Source organism: Arthrobacter sp. UYCu512 (assembly GCF_040547075.1).
Taxonomy (GTDB): domain Bacteria; phylum Actinomycetota; class Actinomycetes; order Actinomycetales; family Micrococcaceae; genus Arthrobacter.
Window position 1 is genome coordinate 402,412 of record NZ_JBEPPA010000001.1, and the last position, 16,974, is coordinate 419,385.

Genomic DNA, 16,974 nt, shown 5'->3' on the forward strand with positions numbered 1-16,974 from the left:
AACACCTCAGGAACGGACGGATTCGAGTTCGTTGCCGATCCGGCGTTCCAGCTCCGGGACGCCAATGGTTTCCGAGCCGCCGTGCGCGCGCAGGAACAGCAGCGCCTCGAGCCGCAGTTGCCGCCACTCGCGCTCCGCATCCGGATTCGAGTTGTCCATGGCGCGGAAGATCTCTTTGTCGTAAAGGTTCGGTTCATTCAGCGAGCGCTGGCGGACCTTGGCGTTGATCCGGGCCTTAAACGGGTCCGCCTCCATGGAATCGGGGGCGCGGAGGAACTTCTCGTAGACGGCTGCGCGTTCGGTCTCGCCGAGCTGGCGGCAAATGTAGCTGGACAGGGCCAGGGAAGCCTCCACCGAGGCCCAGCGGCCGCGGTTTCCGTCGAACGGCAGCACATTAAGCAGATCCGCAACGGCGAGCGCGTTGTCGGCGTCCTTGAGGACAATGAACAGTTCCTGGGCCAGGTCGCTGAGGTCTTTGAGGCAACTCCCCGACTTCGTGTTGATGCCCTTGGCGAGCCGTTCGCTCAGCAGCAGCACGCTCACCGAGCTTGGGTGCGCCTCTGCCACAGCTGCCACGACCGACTCGGGCGTTCCATGCGGGGCAGGGATCAGCGCGAGGTCCTCGTCGCTGGGGCCACTCACCAGCGGTGGAACGGGCGGCAGCGGAGGGACCACGACGCCGGGGACGGCTCCGCTGGCTGCCTCCCCGGGACCGCTTGTGCCGCCGGCGTCGGATTCCACGCCGCCGTCAGCCAGCGACGGTTCGACGAGCTGCAGGAGCGAGCCGGAATCCTCGGAGGCAGATTCTTCCGCTTCGGACGCGGACTCCAGAATCAGGACCGTGGAGGCTGCCGCAATCCGGAGACCGCCGCCTCCGGTGAGGGTCGCCAGGACCATGGCAGGCGTCCCGAAGTCGTCGTTTTCGATGTCCACACGCTGGATTTCGGCAGAGCGGGTGCCGTCGGGCAACAGCAGATGATCGCCGCTCTGCAACGAGCCAGCCTGCTGTTCAATGTAGTTCGGGGCGGCCGGTGGGTAAGTCATCTGGAGTCCTTAAATTCTCTTGCGGTCCGCCCAACAGTCTACAAAGGCGCGGGGAAGTCTGGGACGCGGGCTCCGGTCAGTTCCCGACGCCGGCGAAAGCCAGGGCCTGGCGGATCAGGGCCCCGCGGCCGCCGCTGAATTCCAGCTGGACGTCCGAGCTCATGACTTCCTGCGGGGTCATCCAGGTCAGTTCCAGCGCGTCCTGCCGGGGGGAGCATTCACCGGTGACGGGGATGATGTAGGCCAGCGCCACCGCATGCTGGCGGTCGTCGGTGAATCCAGTGTGGGACGGGGACGGGAAGTACTCCGCCACAGTGAACGGCACCGGACTAATGGGTAGCTGTGGGAAGGCCAGCGGGCCGAGGTCCTTCTCCATGTGGCGCAGCAGGGCCGCGCGGATGGTCTCGCGGTAGAGCACCCGGCCCGACACCAGGGAGCGCACCATCGTGCCGTCCTCCTCGGCCTGCAGGAGGGTACCGACCTCGTTGACGAACCCCAACGGGTCCAGCCGGACCGGAACGGCCTCGACGTAGACCATGGGCAACCGGCCGCGCGCCTCGAACAAATCATCGTCGGAGAGCCAGCCGGGGTTCGGGTCAGGAGTGCGAACGTTCATGGTTAAGTTCTACCCCATCCCCGCCCGAACACCGTGACGCAGCTCAGCTGGCGGGCACCGATTCCGGTGGTTCGCCGGCCGGTGCCGCTGAAATCCAAAGCGGCGGGTGGGCGGCCCCACCGTCCGCATCGGGGTTGGCTGCATGCAGGGTGGGGACGGCGGCTTCCTCGATGACCGCGGCCTCGTGTCCCGCCGCGATGAGGCGCTGGCGGAGGCCGTCAAAGTCACCGTCGTATTCGAAGCCCAGGCCGGCACGCCCGGCGCCGGTGCCTGCACCGACCATAAGGACCCCGCCGTTCTTTGCCGTGAATGCTTCGGATTCCACGGCGTCCGGGTCGCCCGGGGCCGGGCGGGGCCGGGCGCCGATGTCACGCAGCGTTTGAGCCGCCGTGACGGCGTCTTCGGAGAACCAGACTTCGACGACGGCGATCCCCGGGTCCGCGTCCGCTGGTTCCACCCAGCTGCCGTCGGCGGCGCGCGTGGCCGGGTCGGCGAGGAAAGTGAATCCGTCCGCGGCGGTGACGCGGCAGGAAGGGCCGTGGTCCGCGTCGATGAGTTCCGCGGTGGTGCCGGCCTCCTTGGTCCGCCGGGCGAATTCCTTCAGATCGCCTACTTCGACGCCGAAGGATGTAGTGCCGTCCTCAGCCGCGCCCGGCTCGACGAAGTGTAGGGCGAGGCGGCCGGAGCCGGCGTCGAACTCCCGCCAGGTGGGCTCGTCGACGGTCTTGACCATGCCCAGGGCGGTGAGCAACCGCTCCCATTCATCAAGACGGGAGGTGAAATGGATCGGGCGGACGCGCAGCATCGTTGCTCCTCGGGGTGTGATGGATTCCAGCTGACAGGGATATCGTCCCACCAAAGCAACCCCTGTTGTCAGAGTCGCGGGGCACAATGGTGCCATGGTTGCTGAACTTGAGGAACTGCTGGTCCGGGATGCTGCCCAGTGGCGCGCCTGGCTGGAGGAACACCACGCGGGAAGCCCCGGCGTGTGGCTGGTGCTGCATAAAAAAGGCGGGACGGTTACGGAACTCGACTATGAGGCCGCACTGCAGGAAGCCCTCTGTTTCGGCTGGATTGACGGACAGGCCCGGCGCCGCGACGGAGAGAGTTCCTTTCAGCGGATGACCCGCCGGCGGCCGAGAAGTGTGTGGTCGGCCCGGAACGTGGAGCGGATCGGCCGCCTTGAAGCGGCGGGCAGGATGGCTCCTGCCGGGCGTGCCGCCGTCGAAAGCGCCAAGGCTGACGGACGCTGGGAGGCTGCCTACGACGGGGCGGCTTCGGCGCAAGTGCCCCCGGACCTTGCCGCAGCCATTGCCGCCGAGCCGCGGGCACAGGCAATGTTCGACGTCCTGACCTCCGTGAACAGGTACGCCCTGATCTACCGGACCAACGCGGTCAAGCAGGCAGCCACCCGGGAGCGTAAGATCGCGGCTTTCGTCGAAATGCTCGCCCGGCATGAAACCCCGTATCCGCAGACCAAACGGCCAGCTGTCCCCTAGGGATTTCCCAGCGGGCATCCGGCCTGCCGGGAGCTTCGACTGGAACAATAGCCCAATGCCCGTTGCCCAGCGCGAACCGCGCACCCCTGATGTGCGGCTGGTGCGATCCCAGCGCGCGGTGTTTTTTGGCGCGGCAGCCTTGTTGGTGGCCGGAGAAACCATATTTTGGCTGACGCTGGCGGCGGTCCGGGCGAACGGGGGGCCCGCGGCCCTGGACGGGACCGTCCATGACGGCCTGGTGGCGTCGCGTACTTCCCTCGCTACTTCCGCGCTGGCGGCCGTGACCACAGTGACGTCGCCGCTGTGGATGACTGTGATCGGCGTGGTCCTGGCGGTGGCGTGGTATGTGCGGAAACGCGAACTCTGGCGTCCGGCCCTGCTGATCGGTGCCATGGCAGCGACATTCGGGCTGTCGACATTCATCAAGCACCAGGTCAACCGGGCCCGGCCGCCGGCCGGCGACTTCCTGCTGGGACCGGACGACGCGTTTTCCTTCCCCTCTGGCCATACCTTGGGTGCGGGCGTCTTTTTCCTGGTGCTGGCCTACCTGCTGGCGTCCCGCAGCCGGAAGACGTCGACGGCGGTGCTCGGCTTTGCCGCCGCGGCCGCCGGCACCCTGGTGGTGGCATTCAGCCGGATCTACCTGGGCTACCACTGGCTGACCGATGTCATCGCATCCCTGGGCCTGGCTGTCGCCGTCGTCGGGGTCGTGATCCTGGTGGACGGACTCCGTGAGGCCCGGCGGGCGCTCCCCGGGACACCCGCAGCGCCGTCCGGGACGGGCGGAACGTCCTAGAAGTGCACGCCCATGGCCTGCGCGACCACAACTGCAGCGGCCGAGGACCAGGCCTGCGGGTGGCACGACGCCGGATAGGGCACCGCTTGGCCGGCCTCGTCGGCAGTGATACCGGCGAACAGTTCCGGCAGCCGGTCACCGAAGGAGCCGGACGCGGCCAGCAGGCCTTCGGCGAGGATCCTGGCCTCGGCGGGCATTCCCTCGGCGAGCAGTCCCCGGACCGCGATCGCGGTGTCGTGGCTCCAGACCGAACCGCAGTGGTAGCTGAACGGCCAGAAGCCGGCCGCGCGCCGCGAAATCGTGTGCACGCCGAAGCCGGAGAACAACTCCGGACTCAGCAGCCGGTCGGCCACGAGCTTGGCTTCGGAGGCGTCCAGGATCCCGGTGCCGAGCAGATGCCCCATATTGGAGCCCGGGACATCCAGCGGATCACCGTTCCCGTCGAGGGCCATGGCGGGGAAGGTCCCGCTGTCGTCCTGGACCCAGAAGCGCGCGCGGAAGTTCTGTTGCAGGGCTTTGGCGAAGTCCCGCAGCTCCTGGCCGCCGGGTTCGCCATAGGCGTCGAAGAGGGCGGCGGTGTCCACCGCGGCTTGATAGGCGTAGCCCTGCACCTCGGAGAGCGCGATCGGGCCCTCGGCCAGGCGGCCGTCGCGGAACTGCAAGGCGTCCGCCGAGTCCTTCCAGCCCTGGTTGCTGAGACCGTGGCCGGTCTCGTCCTGATAGCTCAGGAACCCGCTGTTGACGCTTCCGGGCGCACCGCCGGCTGCCAGTAGCCATTGCACTGCGCGGGCCGCGTTGGGCAGGAGCGAGCGGACGGCGGCGTCATCCAGCCCGGCCCGGCCAAGTTCGGCCAACAGGCACAGCCAGAGCGGGGTGGCGTCCACAGTGCCGTAGTACACCGGGGGCAGGCGGAGGCCCTGGCTCTCCAGCAGCAATTCCTTGGACCGGAGCTCGTGCAGGATTTTGCCGGGCTCCTCCGCGGCGGCCGGATCGTGCCTGGTGCCTTGGAACGCGGCCAGTGTGCGCAGCGTTCCGGCGGCGAGTCCGGCGTCCAGCGGCAGAAGCAGCCGCGCGGCCCACAGCGAGTCGCGTCCGAACAAGGTGAAATACCAGGGTGCCCCGGCGGCGGCGAACGGTGCGTCGGGCAACTTGCGGGTGGCCAGGCGGAGCCCGGCGAGTTCATCGATGGCGTTGTCCAGCAGCTTGCCGAGGGCGCCGGCCGGTTCGGCGCGTACCCGGTGCGGGGCGGGCGTCCTGGCCGCCACCACGGTGTCTTCGCTGTCAGCCAGCATGGCCTGCCACTCCACCTCGAACGGCGATCCCCGGCCGGCAGTGCCGCGCCAGATGAGCCGTTCGCCCGCGGCGACGCTGCCGGGGGCGGCGACGGTCAGGGTCCGCCCGCCGTCGCGCCAGCGCAGCGTGGAGTCATCAGCGGAGAACGGGCCGGAGGGCTCCCTGAAGCGGCTCAGGCGGATGGCGGCCATGTCGGTGAAGTCCGCGGCGAGCTGGATTTCGATCTCCACGTCAAGCGACTCGAGGGAGGTGGCCAGACGGAGGGAATGCCGGACGGCGCCGGGCGTCACCGTCCAGGTCTGCAGAAGCTCCACGGCGGGGTCCTCGGAGGACCCCGGGATGCCGCGGACCAGCCCACGCACCCGCAGCACACCGCCGGCCGCCGCCTCGATCGTGGCGGGCTCCGGCTCAAGGCCGTTCACACGCACCTCCGCACGGCACAGCATCCGCGTGTCGCCGTGCAGCAGGCCGGTAAACCAGCCCTCGCCCGCGGCGCCGGAAGCTTCCGCGCCACCGCCGCGGCCCGAGAGCCGGCCCTCGGCATCGAGCCACAACTGGGTGGGGGCGGCAACGGAGCAGTGCTGGCGGTGGAGTGCTGGCTGAACTGTCATGCGCCCACCCTATGCCTGGATCCCCGACGGCTATGCCTGCGGCAGGTCCTCCATCGGGAAAGCCACGGCTTCGCCCACAACGCGCAGACACAGCTCGGTGCCCGGCCGGGCGATGGAGGCGTTCCAGTGCCGGATGGTGATGATCTCGCCGCCGCCGGGGTAGCGGTGGTCTGCGATGGCCCCTTCACTGAGGACGGGAGGGGCGGCGAGCTTAAGCCGGACAGTGGTTTCCGGCCCGAAGTAATCGGTGTCCACCACAACACCGCGGATGGGGCCGTCTTCGGCGATCCGGATCTGCTCAGGGCGCAGCATCAGCTGGACCCGGCCCTGGGCCGGGGGCCGGCGGACCGGGATGCCGCCCAGTGAGCAGGTGGCGAGGGAGCCTTCCATCCAGGCATCGAGGATCACGGCGTCGCCCAGGAACTCGGCGGTGGCCCGGTCCGCGGGGCGGGTATAAACGATAAACGGGTTGCCGATCTGTGCCAGCCGTCCGCCGCGCATCACCGCCACCTGGTCCGCAAAGGAAAGTGCCTCGCCCTGGTCGTGGGTGACCAGGATGGTGGTGACCCCGGCGTCCTGGAGTACTTTGCCCACCGCCCTGCGGGTGGCTACCCGCAGCCCTGCGTCCAGGGCCGAGAACGGCTCGTCCAGGAGCATCAGTTCCGGTTCGCGGGCGAGCGCACGGGCCAGGGCCACACGCTGCTGCTGGCCGCCGGAGAGCTGGTGCGGGCGCCGTTTGGCCATGGCCGGGTCCAGCGAGACCATCTCCAGGAGTTCGGCCACCCGGTCCTTCAGTGCCCGGCGGCCGCCGGGAAGTTTGGTGGTATCGAGGCCGAAGGAGATGTTCTGCCCGACGCTCAGGTGCGGGAACAGGGCTCCGTCCTGCGCCACGTAGCCGACGTGGCGCTTATGTGCCGGGACCCAGACGCCGCCGCCGGCCACCTTGGTGCCGTTGAGTGAAATGCTGCCGGTGTCCGGGTGTTCAAAACCGGCAATCAGCCGCAGCAGCGTGGTCTTGCCGGAACCGGACGGGCCCACGATCGCCGTTGTGCCGCCCCTGGCCACCGAGAGGTTGACGCCCTTGAGGACCGCCTGGGTCCCGAAATCCTTTGTGACGGCGTCGATCTGCAGGTGGTTGTTGGTGCTGGTGGCCACGGACGCGGCGATCCGCGGTGCCGGGAGCCGGGAAGGGCTGTACTGGGTCACTGTCCCGCTGCTTTCTTGGACTGCTGGAAGAGGAGGTAGGTCATCGGCGCGGACAAAAGAATCATCAGCAACGCGTATGGCGCCGCCCCGGCGTAGTCGATTTCGCTGCTCTTGCTCCAGAACTCCGTTGCCAGGGTCCGGGTGCCGTTGGGGGAGAGCAGCAGCGTCGCCGTCAGTTCATTGACGATTGCCAGGAACACCAGCGCGGCGCCACCGGCGGCGGCCGGGGCCGTGAGCCGGAGTGTCACGCGCAGGAACGCCAGCAACGGCGGTTTGCCGAGCGCCTGGGCGGCCTCGTCGAGTTCCTTGGGCGCCTGCGCCAGGCCGGAACGGATGTTTACCAGGGAGCGCGGCAGGAACAACAACACGTAGGCCGCGATCAGCAGCGTTGAGGTTTGGTAGAGGCTGGGCGCAGCCTTGATGCTGACGGTCACGAAGGCCAGGCCCACCACGATCCCGGGCATGGAACTGGTGATGTAGTTGGACAGCTCCAGGGCCTTGCTGAACCAGCCGGGGTGTCGCACTGCCAGGTAGGCCATCGGGAACGCGACAACGGTGGTGGCCAGGGCGCCGGCGAGACCGTACATCAGGGTCAGCAGCAGGGCCGGAAGGAATTCGTCTGCGGCCCAGATGCCCGGCCCGCCGGCGACGATCCAGCGCAGCACGAACGTCAGCGGAAGTCCGAAGGCCAGGGCGGTGAGCGCGGCCAGGAACAGCTGGGCGGGCAGCTGGTAAGCACGCAGCGGAAGCCGCAGGGCGCGCGCCTGGGCCCCGGAACCGATCCTGGCGTACCGGGCACTGCCTCGGCTGCGCACTTCAACCAGCAGCAGGATCAGGCACAGGAACACCAGGACGCTGGCCAGCATGTTCCCTGCGGTGCCGTTGAAGGTCGACTGGTACTGCACCATGATCGCTGTGGTGAAGGTGTCGAAACGGATCATCGCGAACGCCCCGTATTCGGCCAGCAGGTGCAGGGATACCAGAAGCGCGCCCCCGGTCATCGCGATGCGCAGCTGCGGCAGGACCACACGGAAGAAGGCCCGCCAGGCGCCCAGGCCCAGGGACGCGGCCGATTGTTCGATGGCAGGGTCCAGCCGGCTGAGGGTCGCGGCGGCCGGAATGTAAACGAGCGGAAAATACGACAGGGTCGCGATCAGCACGCCGGACCACAGACCCTCAAGCGACGGCACCGCGGAGACCCAGGCATAGCTGTTGACAAACGCCGGGATGGCCAGCGGGGCAGCGAGCAGCACGGCCCACCATCTGTGGCCCTTAAGGTGCGTGCGTTCCACCAGCCAGGCTCCGCCCACGCCGAGGATGAGGCACAGCGGCACGGTGATCAGCATCAGGAGCACGGTGTTGAGCAGCAGCGTACCGACGCGTGCCCGGAAGATCAGCTCCACGGCTGTGTCCCAGCCGGTGGCCACCGTCATAACAATGACGTAGCCCAGCGGAATCAGCGCGAACAGGGCAATCAGGACGGCCAGGACCGCAATAACAGAAACGCCGAAAGGCGGGCGGGGGCGTTTGCCCCGGCCCGCCGTCGGTGTGCTCCCGGATGTTTCGGGCGCCGCCAGCTTGGTTGCCACGAAGTTAGAGCAGCCCTGCCTTGGTCATCAGCTCGCTGACCTTGGCGGAGTTGAGCTTGGCGGGATCCACCGTGGGTGCCTGCAGCTCCGGCAGCGGGACGAGTTTCTCGTTGGCCGGGGTGGCGGAGGCGATGGCGTATTCGAAGGAGGTGCCCTTTTGCAGGATTTCCTGGCCCTTCTTGCCGGTGATGAACTTGACGAAGGCCTGGGCCGCCGCGGCGTTCTTTGAGGACTGCAGGACGCCGCCGCCGGAGACGGAGACAAAGGCGCCCGGGTCCTGGTTCTTGAAGTAGTACGGCGTGACGTTCTTGGAGTTCTCGCCGGTCTTGGCCTGGTCGCCGTAGTAGTAGTAGTGGTAGATCAGGGCGGCATCCACTTCGCCGGCATTGACCGCCTTCATGGCCGTGCTGTTGCCCTTGTAGGCCTTGGAGTTCTCCTTCATGCCTTTGAGCCATTCCTCGGTGGCCGCTTCGCCCTTGAGTTCGAGCAGGGCCGAGACAATCGCCTGGAAGTCGGCGCCGGAGGGCGACGCCGCCCATTTGCCCTTCCACTCCGGCTTGGCCAGGTCCAGCATCGACTTGGGCAGCTGGTCTTCGCTCAGCTTGGACTTGTCGTAGACCAGGACAGTGGAACGGGCTGCGATGCCCGTCCACTTGTTTGTGGAGGGCCGGTATTCGGCGGGAACCTGGGCGACGGTGGCATTGTCGATGTCGGCGAACAGGCCGGCGTTTTCCACCTGGGCCATGGCCGGGGAGTTTTCGGTGAGGAACACGTCGGCGGGGGAGGCCTGGCCCTCCTGGATGATCTGGTTGGACATTTCGGTATCCGAACCCTGGCGGACGGTGACCTTAACGCCGGTCTCGGCGGTGAAGGCGTCCACCCATTCCTGGGAAAGGGACTCGTGCTGGGCGTTGTACACCGTGATCGCACCGGAAATCTTGCCGTCAGCGGCGTCGCTGCCGGAGGGCGTGGAGGTGCCGGAGCCACAGGCGGCCAGGCCGAGCGCTGCGGTGGCGGCAAGTGCGATACCTGCCAGCGCGTTGTTGCGGATCTTCATGGGGCTGCTTTCTGGAGGGAAGGTCTCTGGAGCCCTAGCCCCCGTGAGCGGGGGAAGTTAGGGCATGCTCACTAGGAAAAACTGTAGGTTAGCCAACCCTAAGCAACCAAGCCGAGAACGCCTTAAGTGACGAGGATCACGTGAATTACGAAACTATTGCATGACTTAATTGTCGGCGGCCGGTTCCGTGGGGGTGGCTGACTCGTTCCCTGCCGGGTGCCCGGACCGAGCGGCGATTGCCGCCGCGGCTTCCAGCACCATCCACGCCTGCAGCTGGGTGGAAAGTTCGACGGCGGCGCCCGGCGGGTAGCTGCGCAGCGCCGGCCGCTCGGGGCGGTCGGAGAACAGGACGCGGCTGCCCTTGCCGGCCAGTGGCTCCGCCGCGGACAACGGGCGGCGGCCTTCCCAGAACGCCTCGGCAGTGTTGTTCACGAGCGTTGTGGCCGTCGCCCGGGCCTGGGCCGGAAGCCGCTGGTCGGCGGCGGCTAGGGCCAGGTAGCGCGCCAGGATGCCGGTGAACAGGCCGCCGTCGCCGGTGCCCTCGCAGCGCAGGACGTCGGCAGTACGCCCCGCCAGGGCTGCCGGGACGGTGAGTCCGCGTGCCACCGACGCCACCAGCTCGGCGGCGCGTGCCAGGTTGGCCTCGCCGCCCAGCTCCAGCAGGGCGCCCAGCACCGGGCCCTGGTTGTAGCTGTAGATGGCGCCCTCCAGCACCACGCCGCCGGCCGGCGTGATCCGGAGCCCGTCGCGGTACAGGCCCTGTTCGGCGTCGAAAAGGCGTGCGTTCAGCCAGTCCAGCAGGGCCTGCGCCTTGGCCGGCTGGCCGGTCCGGGCGTAGTGGAGCGCCACCGGCGCGGTGGCCGGGGTGTTCTTGAAATCCCGTTTTGTGCTCCAGAACGTGCCGCCGCCGAGGTCATCGGTGGATGCCGAGTCGAACTGCAGGGTGAGGCTCTTCAGGACCTTGGCGTTACGGCGGCGGCCGGCATCGTGGCGGCTGTCCTCGGCGAGCTGCTCCAGCCGCAACGTGGACAGGGCCAGCCACGCCATGTCGTCGTAATAGTTGTTGACCACGGTGAGGAAGTTTCGGAGCCGGATTCCGGTGACCAGCCAGGATGCGAGGCGGCCGGCGCTGGGCAGGGTGCTGCCGTCGAACGGTTTTCCGGGACGGTGTTCACGGCCCAGTTCCCGGCGCCCGGCGTCCACGAGGCAGTCCACATAGTGCGCCTGCCACCAGTAGTGCCAGGGCCGGGCAAGGTTTCCGAGCCTGCCGGAGGGTCGCACAATCGCGGCGAGATGGGTTCCCGGCAGGAAAAAGAGCCGCTGCCCGAACATTCTGGTTACCGACCGGGCTGCTTCGTCGGCCCGGAAAGACCAGTTGTGGGCCGGGGGCATGTCTGCGGGCGTCATGGCTTCAGCGTAGTGGCGGCCCCGCGTCCGGCGCGGGACCGTTGCGCCATTGCGGGGCGAAGGTGCTTTCTGCCGGCATTCCAGTTAACATTCATTAACTATTGTTCTCTGTCGGTTCGTGACGCTGCCCACAGTGTCGTGGCAGGTTCCGGTTCCACATCAAGGAGGATGCATGGACATCAAAGGTACAGTCGCGCTGATTACCGGCGGGGCCTCCGGGCTCGGGGCTGCCACGGCACGGCGTTTGTTCGACGCCGGAGCCTCGGTCGTCCTGGTGGACCTGCCCGGCTCCGCCGGCAGCGCCTTCGCCGATGAACTGAACGCGGCGGACAACGTCCAGGCGAACACCGCCGAGGCCGGCAGCCCGACGCGGCAGGGCAACCGGGCGGTTTTTGTGCCAGCCGACGTCACCAGCGAAGAGCAAGTACAGGGCGCCGTTGACGCTGCCGTGGAGCTGGGGCCGCTCCGGATTGTGGTCAACTGTGCCGGAATCGCCACCCCGGGAAAGGTCCTGGGCCGGACGGGCGTGCTGGCACTGGAGACGTTCAGCCGTGTCATCCAGATCAACCTCGTGGGCACCTTCAACGTGATCCGCCTCGCGGCGGCCGCGATGGCTGCCACCGAGCCGGCCGTGACCGGACTGGGCGGGCCCGAGCGCGGGGTGATCATCAACACCGCGTCCGTCGCCGCGTTTGATGGCCAGATCGGCCAGCCTGCCTACGCCGCCTCCAAGGGGGCCGTGCACGCGATGACATTGCCGATCGCCCGGGAACTTGCCCGGTCCCTGATCCGTGTGATGACAATTGCGCCAGGCATTTTCGAGACACCCATGATGGCCGGACTGCCGCAGGAAGCCCAGGACTCCCTCGGGGCCCAGGTACCGCATCCATCCCGGCTGGGCCGGCCCGCAGAGTACGCGAACCTCGCCGCACACATCGTGGAGAACGCCATGCTCAACGGCGAGACCATCCGGCTTGACGGCGCCATCCGGATGGGGCCGAAATGAGGCCGGCCGGGTTGGCGGAGTCGCCGGCGTCCGCTGCGTCAACCGAGGGCCTTCCAACCGCGGACTTCTTCGGCTTCGAGGCGATGCTCAACGCCGCGGAACAGGCTAAGCTCGCCGAACTGCGGGACTTCCTGGCCCGGGAAGTGGCACCCTACGCGGCCGACTGGTGGAATAGGGCCGAGTTCCCCGCCCACATCCTGCCCAAGCTGGCGGCCCTGGAGCTCAGCGCACCGGCCCAGCGCGGCTACAGCAACCTGTTTGCCGGGCTGGTGATCGCCGAGATGACCCGGGTGGATACCTCGCTGGCGACGTTTTTCCTGGTCCATCACGATCTTTTTGTCGAAGCCCTTTACGGCTTCGGCTCCGCGGAGCAGAAGGCGCGGCTGCTCGATGACGCCGCGAACCTCCGGACCACCGGGGCGTTCGCCCTGACCGAGCCTGAACACGGCTCCGATGTGGCCGGTGGCATGGAATCCGTTGCCCGGCGGGTCCGCGGCGGGGCGCCCGGCGGCGGCGACACCTGGGTGCTCAACGGCGCCAAGCGATGGATCGGCAACGGGACGTTCTGCGACTACATGCTGGTCTGGGCCCGCGACGAGGACGGCGGCGGCATCCGCGGCTTTATTGTGGACGCGACCCTGCCGGGCGTGAGCCGGAGCAGGATCGAGAACAAGATCGCGCTGCGCACGGTGCAGAACGCGGACATCGTCTTCACCGACGTCCAGGTGGCAGAGTCGGACCGTTTCGCAGGGATCAACAGCTTCGAGGACACCAATGAACTGCTGCGCGGGTCGCGGATCATGGTCGCCTGGCAGGGTGTTGGCCAGCAATTGGCCGCGTTCGACGTCGCCCGGCAGTACGCCGTCGAACGCCGGCAGTTCGGCCGCCCGCTGGCGAAATTCCAGCTGGTCCAGCAGCAGCTGGTGACGATGCTCGGCAATGCAGTGGCGAGCATGGGCATGATGGTCCGGATCGCACAGCTGCAGGATGCGGGAGCCGCGGACATGCCGCAGGTGGCGCTTGCGAAGTCCTATGTGAGCGCCCGGATGCGGGAAACCGTGGGGATGGGCCGGTCCCTGCTGGGCGGCAACGGCATTGTCACCGACTACCGGATGGCCAAGATCTTCGCCGACGCCGAGGCGATTTACACCTATGAGGGCTCGTACGAGATCAACACCCTGATCGTCGGGCGGGCCGTGACCGGGGTTTCCGCGATCGTCTAGGGCGGGTGCCTAGAACAACGCGGGCTCCTTTTCCCCGGCCTCGATCCGGTAGTCCAGGCTGTTGTTCCTCACCGGCATGGGGCAGGTGCCGTAGGGGGTGAAGGCGCTGGGGTAGTTGATGGCCCGGTTGAAATCCAGGCTGACGGTGCGGTTCCCCAGGGCGTCGACGCGCGGCCGGGCCGTGGAGACCTTCCGCCACTCGTCAGTGCTCTCACCGTTCGTCTCGTCGTGGAACGTGACCGTCAGGGCGCCGAGCTTTTCCTCTTCGGCCTGCAGATGGAACTCGTGGTCCGTGCCGGGGAGCCGGAACACCAGTTCGCCAACCGAGCGGTGGACCCCGTCGACCAACGGGTTGGCGGTGCCGATCGGGACGTCCACGGGTGCCGGATAGGGGTGGAAGCTGGCTTCAACCACCAGCTCGGGGCGGTAGTCGAAGGTGGGTACGCCGTCGAACCCGGTGAACACCGGCGACGTCGAATCCCGGGTGCGGACGGCGTACTTATCGGCGCGCATGGCCAGCTCAACCACCACCTGCCGGCCGTCAGCTCCGCCGTACCGGACCCAGAGCAGCGATGCCTCATTGAGCAGCGAGGCCTTGATGGTGCCAGCAACGGGTTCGCCGGTGTCCACCAGCGTCAGCCCCTCGGCGGCGGTGGCGGTGAGGGACGCCGTCGTACCGTCCGTGGACCACAGCCCGGGGGCGAGGTCGAGCGCGGCCGGCCGGTCCTCCAGCCATTGGAAGGACGTGAGCGTCAGCCAGCCGTAATCGCCCGCGAGGGCCGTGTTGCGGCTGTTGCGGAAACGCTGCCAGCGGGCGAGCTGGGCGTCGAGGTCGCGGTGGGTGGTGCTCACGGTATCCTTCCAAGCGGTGAACGGCTGCCTTGGCTACCACCCTAAGCCGCGCCCCACCCGGCCGCTAGCCGGGTGGGGCGCGAAATACTGTCAGTTCCAGATCGCCTCGGCGTACTCCGGGTGGTCCACAAACGGGTTCCGGTTGCCCTGCCACTGCTCGAAGATCCGCTGGTTGCGGCGTTGTTCGAAGGCATCCGGCGGATCGATCCGGTTCCACTCCAGCAGCACGCTCATCTTGCCCATATAAGGTGCCGTGCCGTTGTTGACGGAGTTGTTCATCTCCAGGTCGGCGAAGCCGTCACCGCCCTCGTACCGGACCGCCATGTACATGACCATTCGTGCCACATCCCCTTTGACCGCGTTGCGGGGCTCCCAGGAATCGGCATCGGTGTAGTTGCCCGGGGCCTCGGCGGACTGTGTGCCGCCCAGGTCGAAGTCCTTGTTTCCGCGGGCGGAGTTGACAGTGACGTCGGTGGGCCGCAGGTGGTGCACATCGGTCCCCGGGCCGGTGGCCGTGCCGAAGTCCCCGTGCGACTTGGCCCAGACGTGTTCCCGGTTCCAGTCATTCACGCCCCCGCCGTTGGTGGCCTTGGACTGTGAGCGTCCGGTGTACAGCAGGATGACGTTGTTGCTGTTGGACGGATCCTGGTCCGTGTCCTTCAGCGCATCCCAGACCTGGTCATAGCTGAGCTTCTGCTGCACGGAGATGATCTGGTGCAGGCTGCTTTCCAGCGCCGGTCCGGTCTTTCAGGCGGCCGGGGCGTAATAGTCACCGGGGGTTGGGGTTGGCGTGGGGGTTGGGGTTGGGGTTGCCGACAGCGCCATGCTGGTGGGGCTCTTGATCCCGGCGTGCGAGAAGTAGGCCGTCAGCAGTCCGGTGACGTTGACCTTTTTGCCCAGCAGGGACGGGGTGCTCTGCAGCCCGAACGCGGTGCGGTACTGCGTGGTGACCTGGACGTAGAGCATCTTCGCCGTGCTCGTCTCGGCCGCCGAGTCGGCGATCGCCAGGGCCGTGTCCGAAGTGAAGCCGGTGCGGAGCACTGTGGTTGCCGACGTCGGCTGGCCCACGATGTAACCGGTCACCGCCGCGGCCGAGCCGTCCTGGGTTGCGATGGCCTGGGCCACCGTGAGCGGCGCGGCCGCCTGCGAGCCGGGTGCAGCCGCGGACTGCCCCACCAGTCCGGCGAAGAGCAGGCTGAGGACAAGGGCGACGGCGAGCAGCGGGCTGCGCGCGGGCCCGGCGGCTTTCGGGCCCGTGATCGCACCCGTCTGGGTGGCCGGGACGGGGACTGGGGTCATGAAGTGCTCCTCGAAGCGGGGCGATCGCCGGAACAGTCGCGCACAGAGAGTTGACAGGTTTTGTCAAGGCAATATCAAGATACGTCATTGTTCGCCGGGCGGGCAGGGATTCCGGCTCGTGACCGGCAGGATTTGATTAGAGTTCGACGGCTGTTCACCGCTGTTGTCCGGCTGGCGTCCGGCGGGACGTCAGCCGGCGGCGGTTACGGCGGTGTGGCCCAGGCTGGCGGCGACAAGTTGGGATGCGGTGTCGCGGGCGGCGGTGGCCGCCGCCGGATCAGCGTCGAGCACGCCGCTGGCGAGGCCGCCGTCGAGCACCAGGGTCAGGCTGCGGGCGAGCTGGTTCGGATCCGGGGCGCCGGCCTGGACGGCGAGGTCACGGATCCAGGCCCTGATGTGCTCCTTGTGGGCCACTGTCCGTTCGTGGACCCTGGTTCCGGTGGCGGACTCGGCCGCGGCGTTGATAAAGGCGCAGCCACGGTAGCCGTCGCGGCGGCAGGCGCTGGCCAGGGCGTCGAACAACCCCACGAGCTGGCCCGCGGGGTCCGGCCCGGCGGCTTCCGCCGCGGCCTTCAGCTGCCCGGCCCAGACCCCGTCCACCTTCTCCAGGTACGCCAGGATCAGGTCGTCCTTGGCCGGAAAGTACTTGTAGAACGTGGCCTTGGCGACGCCGGATTCGGCGATGATCGTGTCGATGCCGGCGGCGCGGAGCCCGTGGGCGTAGAAGAGCCGGAAGGCCGTGGCAAGGATCCTTTCCCGCGCCTGGCCGGCGGGCGCCCGGAGGGCCTGTGGTGTCCTGGTGCCGGTCGGAATCATGGCTTCTATGCTACACAGACAAGTCTGTCTACGGGTGATTGCTGGATTCCGGATCGTACCGTCGTTCCGTTACTTGCGAAAGGCGGCCCGCCCCTGTTGCCGCACGTCAATACCTCCGGGAAGGTGCAGTCGTTGCCTTAGATGAAAACCTTCGGCTGTCGAGGCGGTTCCATCGTTCGTTCACGGCGGGTTTGATCGGCGCCGGTTGTTTGGCGGTAGCAAGGGTTTCCAGCCGTCCCGAAATGGCCAGGATTTGCCGGGAGAGTGCGGCGGGGCCCAGGTCCGGACCGGGATCTGGGACTTCAGCAGCGATCCGGGCTTGGTATGGGGCCGGCCACGCGGCGGGAGCCTCGCCCGCTGGCCCGCCAGCCGCCGGTCGATAGTCGCCGAGTTCATGCCGGCAAGCAACGCCGCCTGCCCGTCGGTGATATCCAGGGCCTTCTCGGCCCGCAGTATCGGAGCGAGGTCCGGCAGCATCGGCGCCAGCAGTTTGCCCGCCGGCCCTCGCGGCACCGCCCAAGCGTGATCCCGGGGCCAGCCCGTCGGCTCGACCAGCTCGACCAGCTCGACCCCAGCTCATCGAGGATCCGGCCCTTCCTCGTACGGTCACCCGCCCGGTAGGACGCGGCCAGGTGATTCGTGACAGCAGTGCGCCCACCC

The 16,974-nt window shown here is 67.9% G+C and carries 16 protein-coding genes; 4 read left to right on the top strand and 12 right to left on the bottom strand.

The window, feature by feature from the left end:
• Positions 1-6: 6 nt before the first annotated feature.
• The 3 genes from ABIB49_RS01940 to ABIB49_RS01950 form a co-directional block, all read right to left on the bottom strand.
• Positions 7-1,044, bottom strand: coding sequence for a DUF6707 family protein (locus ABIB49_RS01940; RefSeq protein WP_283480380.1), 1,038 nt, complete (start codon positions 1,042-1,044; stop codon positions 7-9).
• A 76-nt stretch (positions 1,045-1,120) separates the two neighbouring features.
• On the bottom strand, positions 1,121-1,660 hold the full coding sequence (locus tag ABIB49_RS01945; protein WP_226773202.1) for an NUDIX hydrolase family protein: 540 nt from the start codon (positions 1,658-1,660) through the stop codon (positions 1,121-1,123).
• A 43-nt stretch (positions 1,661-1,703) separates the two neighbouring features.
• The gene (locus ABIB49_RS01950; protein ID WP_283480382.1) at positions 1,704-2,465 is read right to left on the bottom strand and encodes a VOC family protein; all 762 of its coding nucleotides are present in this window, start codon (positions 2,463-2,465) and stop codon (positions 1,704-1,706) included.
• 94 nt (positions 2,466-2,559) lie between these two features.
• Here ABIB49_RS01950 and ABIB49_RS01955 point away from each other — a divergent pair, with 94 nt between their 5' ends.
• Positions 2,560-3,159: a YdeI/OmpD-associated family protein gene (locus ABIB49_RS01955; protein ID WP_226773204.1), complete on the top strand. Its 600-nt coding sequence runs from the start codon at positions 2,560-2,562 to the stop codon at positions 3,157-3,159.
• A gap of 55 nt (positions 3,160-3,214) precedes the next feature.
• Positions 3,215-3,955 carry a phosphatase PAP2 family protein gene (locus tag ABIB49_RS01960; RefSeq protein ID WP_283480384.1) on the top strand — a complete coding sequence of 247 codons (741 nt, stop codon included), beginning with the start codon at positions 3,215-3,217 and terminating at the stop codon, positions 3,953-3,955.
• Here ABIB49_RS01960 and ABIB49_RS01965 read toward each other — a convergent pair.
• From ABIB49_RS01965 to ABIB49_RS01985, 5 genes are all read right to left on the bottom strand, one after another.
• The gene (locus ABIB49_RS01965; RefSeq protein WP_283480385.1) at positions 3,952-5,859 is read right to left on the bottom strand and encodes a glycogen debranching N-terminal domain-containing protein; all 1,908 of its coding nucleotides are present in this window, start codon (positions 5,857-5,859) and stop codon (positions 3,952-3,954) included. The genes ABIB49_RS01960 and ABIB49_RS01965 overlap by 4 nt on opposite strands.
• A 30-nt stretch (positions 5,860-5,889) precedes the next feature.
• Positions 5,890-7,065 carry an ABC transporter ATP-binding protein gene (locus ABIB49_RS01970; RefSeq protein WP_283480386.1) on the bottom strand — a complete coding sequence of 392 codons (1,176 nt, stop codon included), beginning with the start codon at positions 7,063-7,065 and terminating at the stop codon, positions 5,890-5,892.
• Positions 7,062-8,654, bottom strand: coding sequence for an ABC transporter permease (locus tag ABIB49_RS01975; protein WP_283480387.1), 1,593 nt, complete (start codon positions 8,652-8,654; stop codon positions 7,062-7,064). Before ABIB49_RS01975 ends, ABIB49_RS01970 begins: the two co-directional genes overlap by 4 nt.
• A gap of 4 nt (positions 8,655-8,658) precedes the next feature.
• A complete protein-coding gene (locus tag ABIB49_RS01980) occupies positions 8,659-9,711 on the bottom strand; it encodes an iron ABC transporter substrate-binding protein (protein ID WP_283480388.1) in 1,053 nt (350 codons plus the stop codon).
• Positions 9,712-9,876: 165 nt separating this feature from the next.
• Positions 9,877-11,118 carry a glycoside hydrolase family 76 protein gene (locus ABIB49_RS01985; protein ID WP_283480389.1) on the bottom strand — a complete coding sequence of 414 codons (1,242 nt, stop codon included), beginning with the start codon at positions 11,116-11,118 and terminating at the stop codon, positions 9,877-9,879.
• A gap of 172 nt (positions 11,119-11,290) precedes the next feature.
• Here ABIB49_RS01985 and ABIB49_RS01990 point away from each other — a divergent pair, with 172 nt between their 5' ends.
• Both ABIB49_RS01990 and ABIB49_RS01995 read left to right on the top strand, forming a co-directional pair.
• The gene (locus ABIB49_RS01990; protein WP_226773211.1) at positions 11,291-12,124 is read left to right on the top strand and encodes an SDR family NAD(P)-dependent oxidoreductase; all 834 of its coding nucleotides are present in this window, start codon (positions 11,291-11,293) and stop codon (positions 12,122-12,124) included.
• Positions 12,121-13,347: an acyl-CoA dehydrogenase family protein gene (locus ABIB49_RS01995; RefSeq protein ID WP_226773212.1), complete on the top strand. Its 1,227-nt coding sequence runs from the start codon at positions 12,121-12,123 to the stop codon at positions 13,345-13,347. Before ABIB49_RS01990 ends, ABIB49_RS01995 begins: the two co-directional genes overlap by 4 nt.
• 9 nt (positions 13,348-13,356) lie before the next feature.
• Here ABIB49_RS01995 and ABIB49_RS02000 read toward each other — a convergent pair whose 3' ends face one another.
• The 4 genes from ABIB49_RS02000 to ABIB49_RS02015 form a co-directional block, all read right to left on the bottom strand.
• Positions 13,357-14,199 carry a DUF1684 domain-containing protein gene (locus tag ABIB49_RS02000; RefSeq protein WP_226773213.1) on the bottom strand — a complete coding sequence of 281 codons (843 nt, stop codon included), beginning with the start codon at positions 14,197-14,199 and terminating at the stop codon, positions 13,357-13,359.
• 90 nt (positions 14,200-14,289) lie between these two features.
• Positions 14,290-14,931: an endonuclease I family protein gene (locus ABIB49_RS02005; RefSeq protein WP_354156650.1), complete on the bottom strand. Its 642-nt coding sequence runs from the start codon at positions 14,929-14,931 to the stop codon at positions 14,290-14,292.
• Positions 14,932-14,946: 15 nt separating this feature from the next.
• On the bottom strand, positions 14,947-15,498 hold the full coding sequence (locus ABIB49_RS02010) for a DUF6359 domain-containing protein (RefSeq protein WP_354156609.1): 552 nt from the start codon (positions 15,496-15,498) through the stop codon (positions 14,947-14,949).
• Positions 15,499-15,687: 189 nt separating this feature from the next.
• Positions 15,688-16,314, bottom strand: coding sequence for a TetR/AcrR family transcriptional regulator (locus tag ABIB49_RS02015; protein WP_226774496.1), 627 nt, complete (start codon positions 16,312-16,314; stop codon positions 15,688-15,690).
• Between the last annotated feature and the right edge of the window lie 660 nt (positions 16,315-16,974).

Excerpts from the sequence above, each read along its gene's own strand:
- ABIB49_RS01940 (WP_283480380.1), bottom strand. The coding sequence starts at position 1,044 with ATGACTTACCCACCGGCCGCCCCGAACTACATTGAACAGCAGGCTGGC.
- ABIB49_RS01945 (WP_226773202.1), bottom strand. The coding sequence starts at position 1,660 with ATGAACGTTCGCACTCCTGACCCGAACCCCGGCTGGCTCTCCGACGAT.
- ABIB49_RS01950 (WP_283480382.1), bottom strand. The coding sequence starts at position 2,465 with ATGCTGCGCGTCCGCCCGATCCATTTCACCTCCCGTCTTGATGAATGG.
- ABIB49_RS01955 (WP_226773204.1), top strand. The coding sequence starts at position 2,560 with ATGGTTGCTGAACTTGAGGAACTGCTGGTCCGGGATGCTGCCCAGTGG.
- ABIB49_RS01960 (WP_283480384.1), top strand. The coding sequence starts at position 3,215 with ATGCCCGTTGCCCAGCGCGAACCGCGCACCCCTGATGTGCGGCTGGTG.
- ABIB49_RS01965 (WP_283480385.1), bottom strand. The coding sequence starts at position 5,859 with ATGACAGTTCAGCCAGCACTCCACCGCCAGCACTGCTCCGTTGCCGCC.
- ABIB49_RS01980 (WP_283480388.1), bottom strand. The coding sequence starts at position 9,711 with ATGAAGATCCGCAACAACGCGCTGGCAGGTATCGCACTTGCCGCCACC.
- ABIB49_RS01985 (WP_283480389.1), bottom strand. The coding sequence starts at position 11,118 with ATGACGCCCGCAGACATGCCCCCGGCCCACAACTGGTCTTTCCGGGCC.
- ABIB49_RS01990 (WP_226773211.1), top strand. The coding sequence starts at position 11,291 with ATGGACATCAAAGGTACAGTCGCGCTGATTACCGGCGGGGCCTCCGGG.
- ABIB49_RS01995 (WP_226773212.1), top strand. The coding sequence starts at position 12,121 with ATGAGGCCGGCCGGGTTGGCGGAGTCGCCGGCGTCCGCTGCGTCAACC.
- ABIB49_RS02010 (WP_354156609.1), bottom strand. The coding sequence starts at position 15,498 with ATGACCCCAGTCCCCGTCCCGGCCACCCAGACGGGTGCGATCACGGGC.
- ABIB49_RS02015 (WP_226774496.1), bottom strand. The coding sequence starts at position 16,314 with ATGATTCCGACCGGCACCAGGACACCACAGGCCCTCCGGGCGCCCGCC.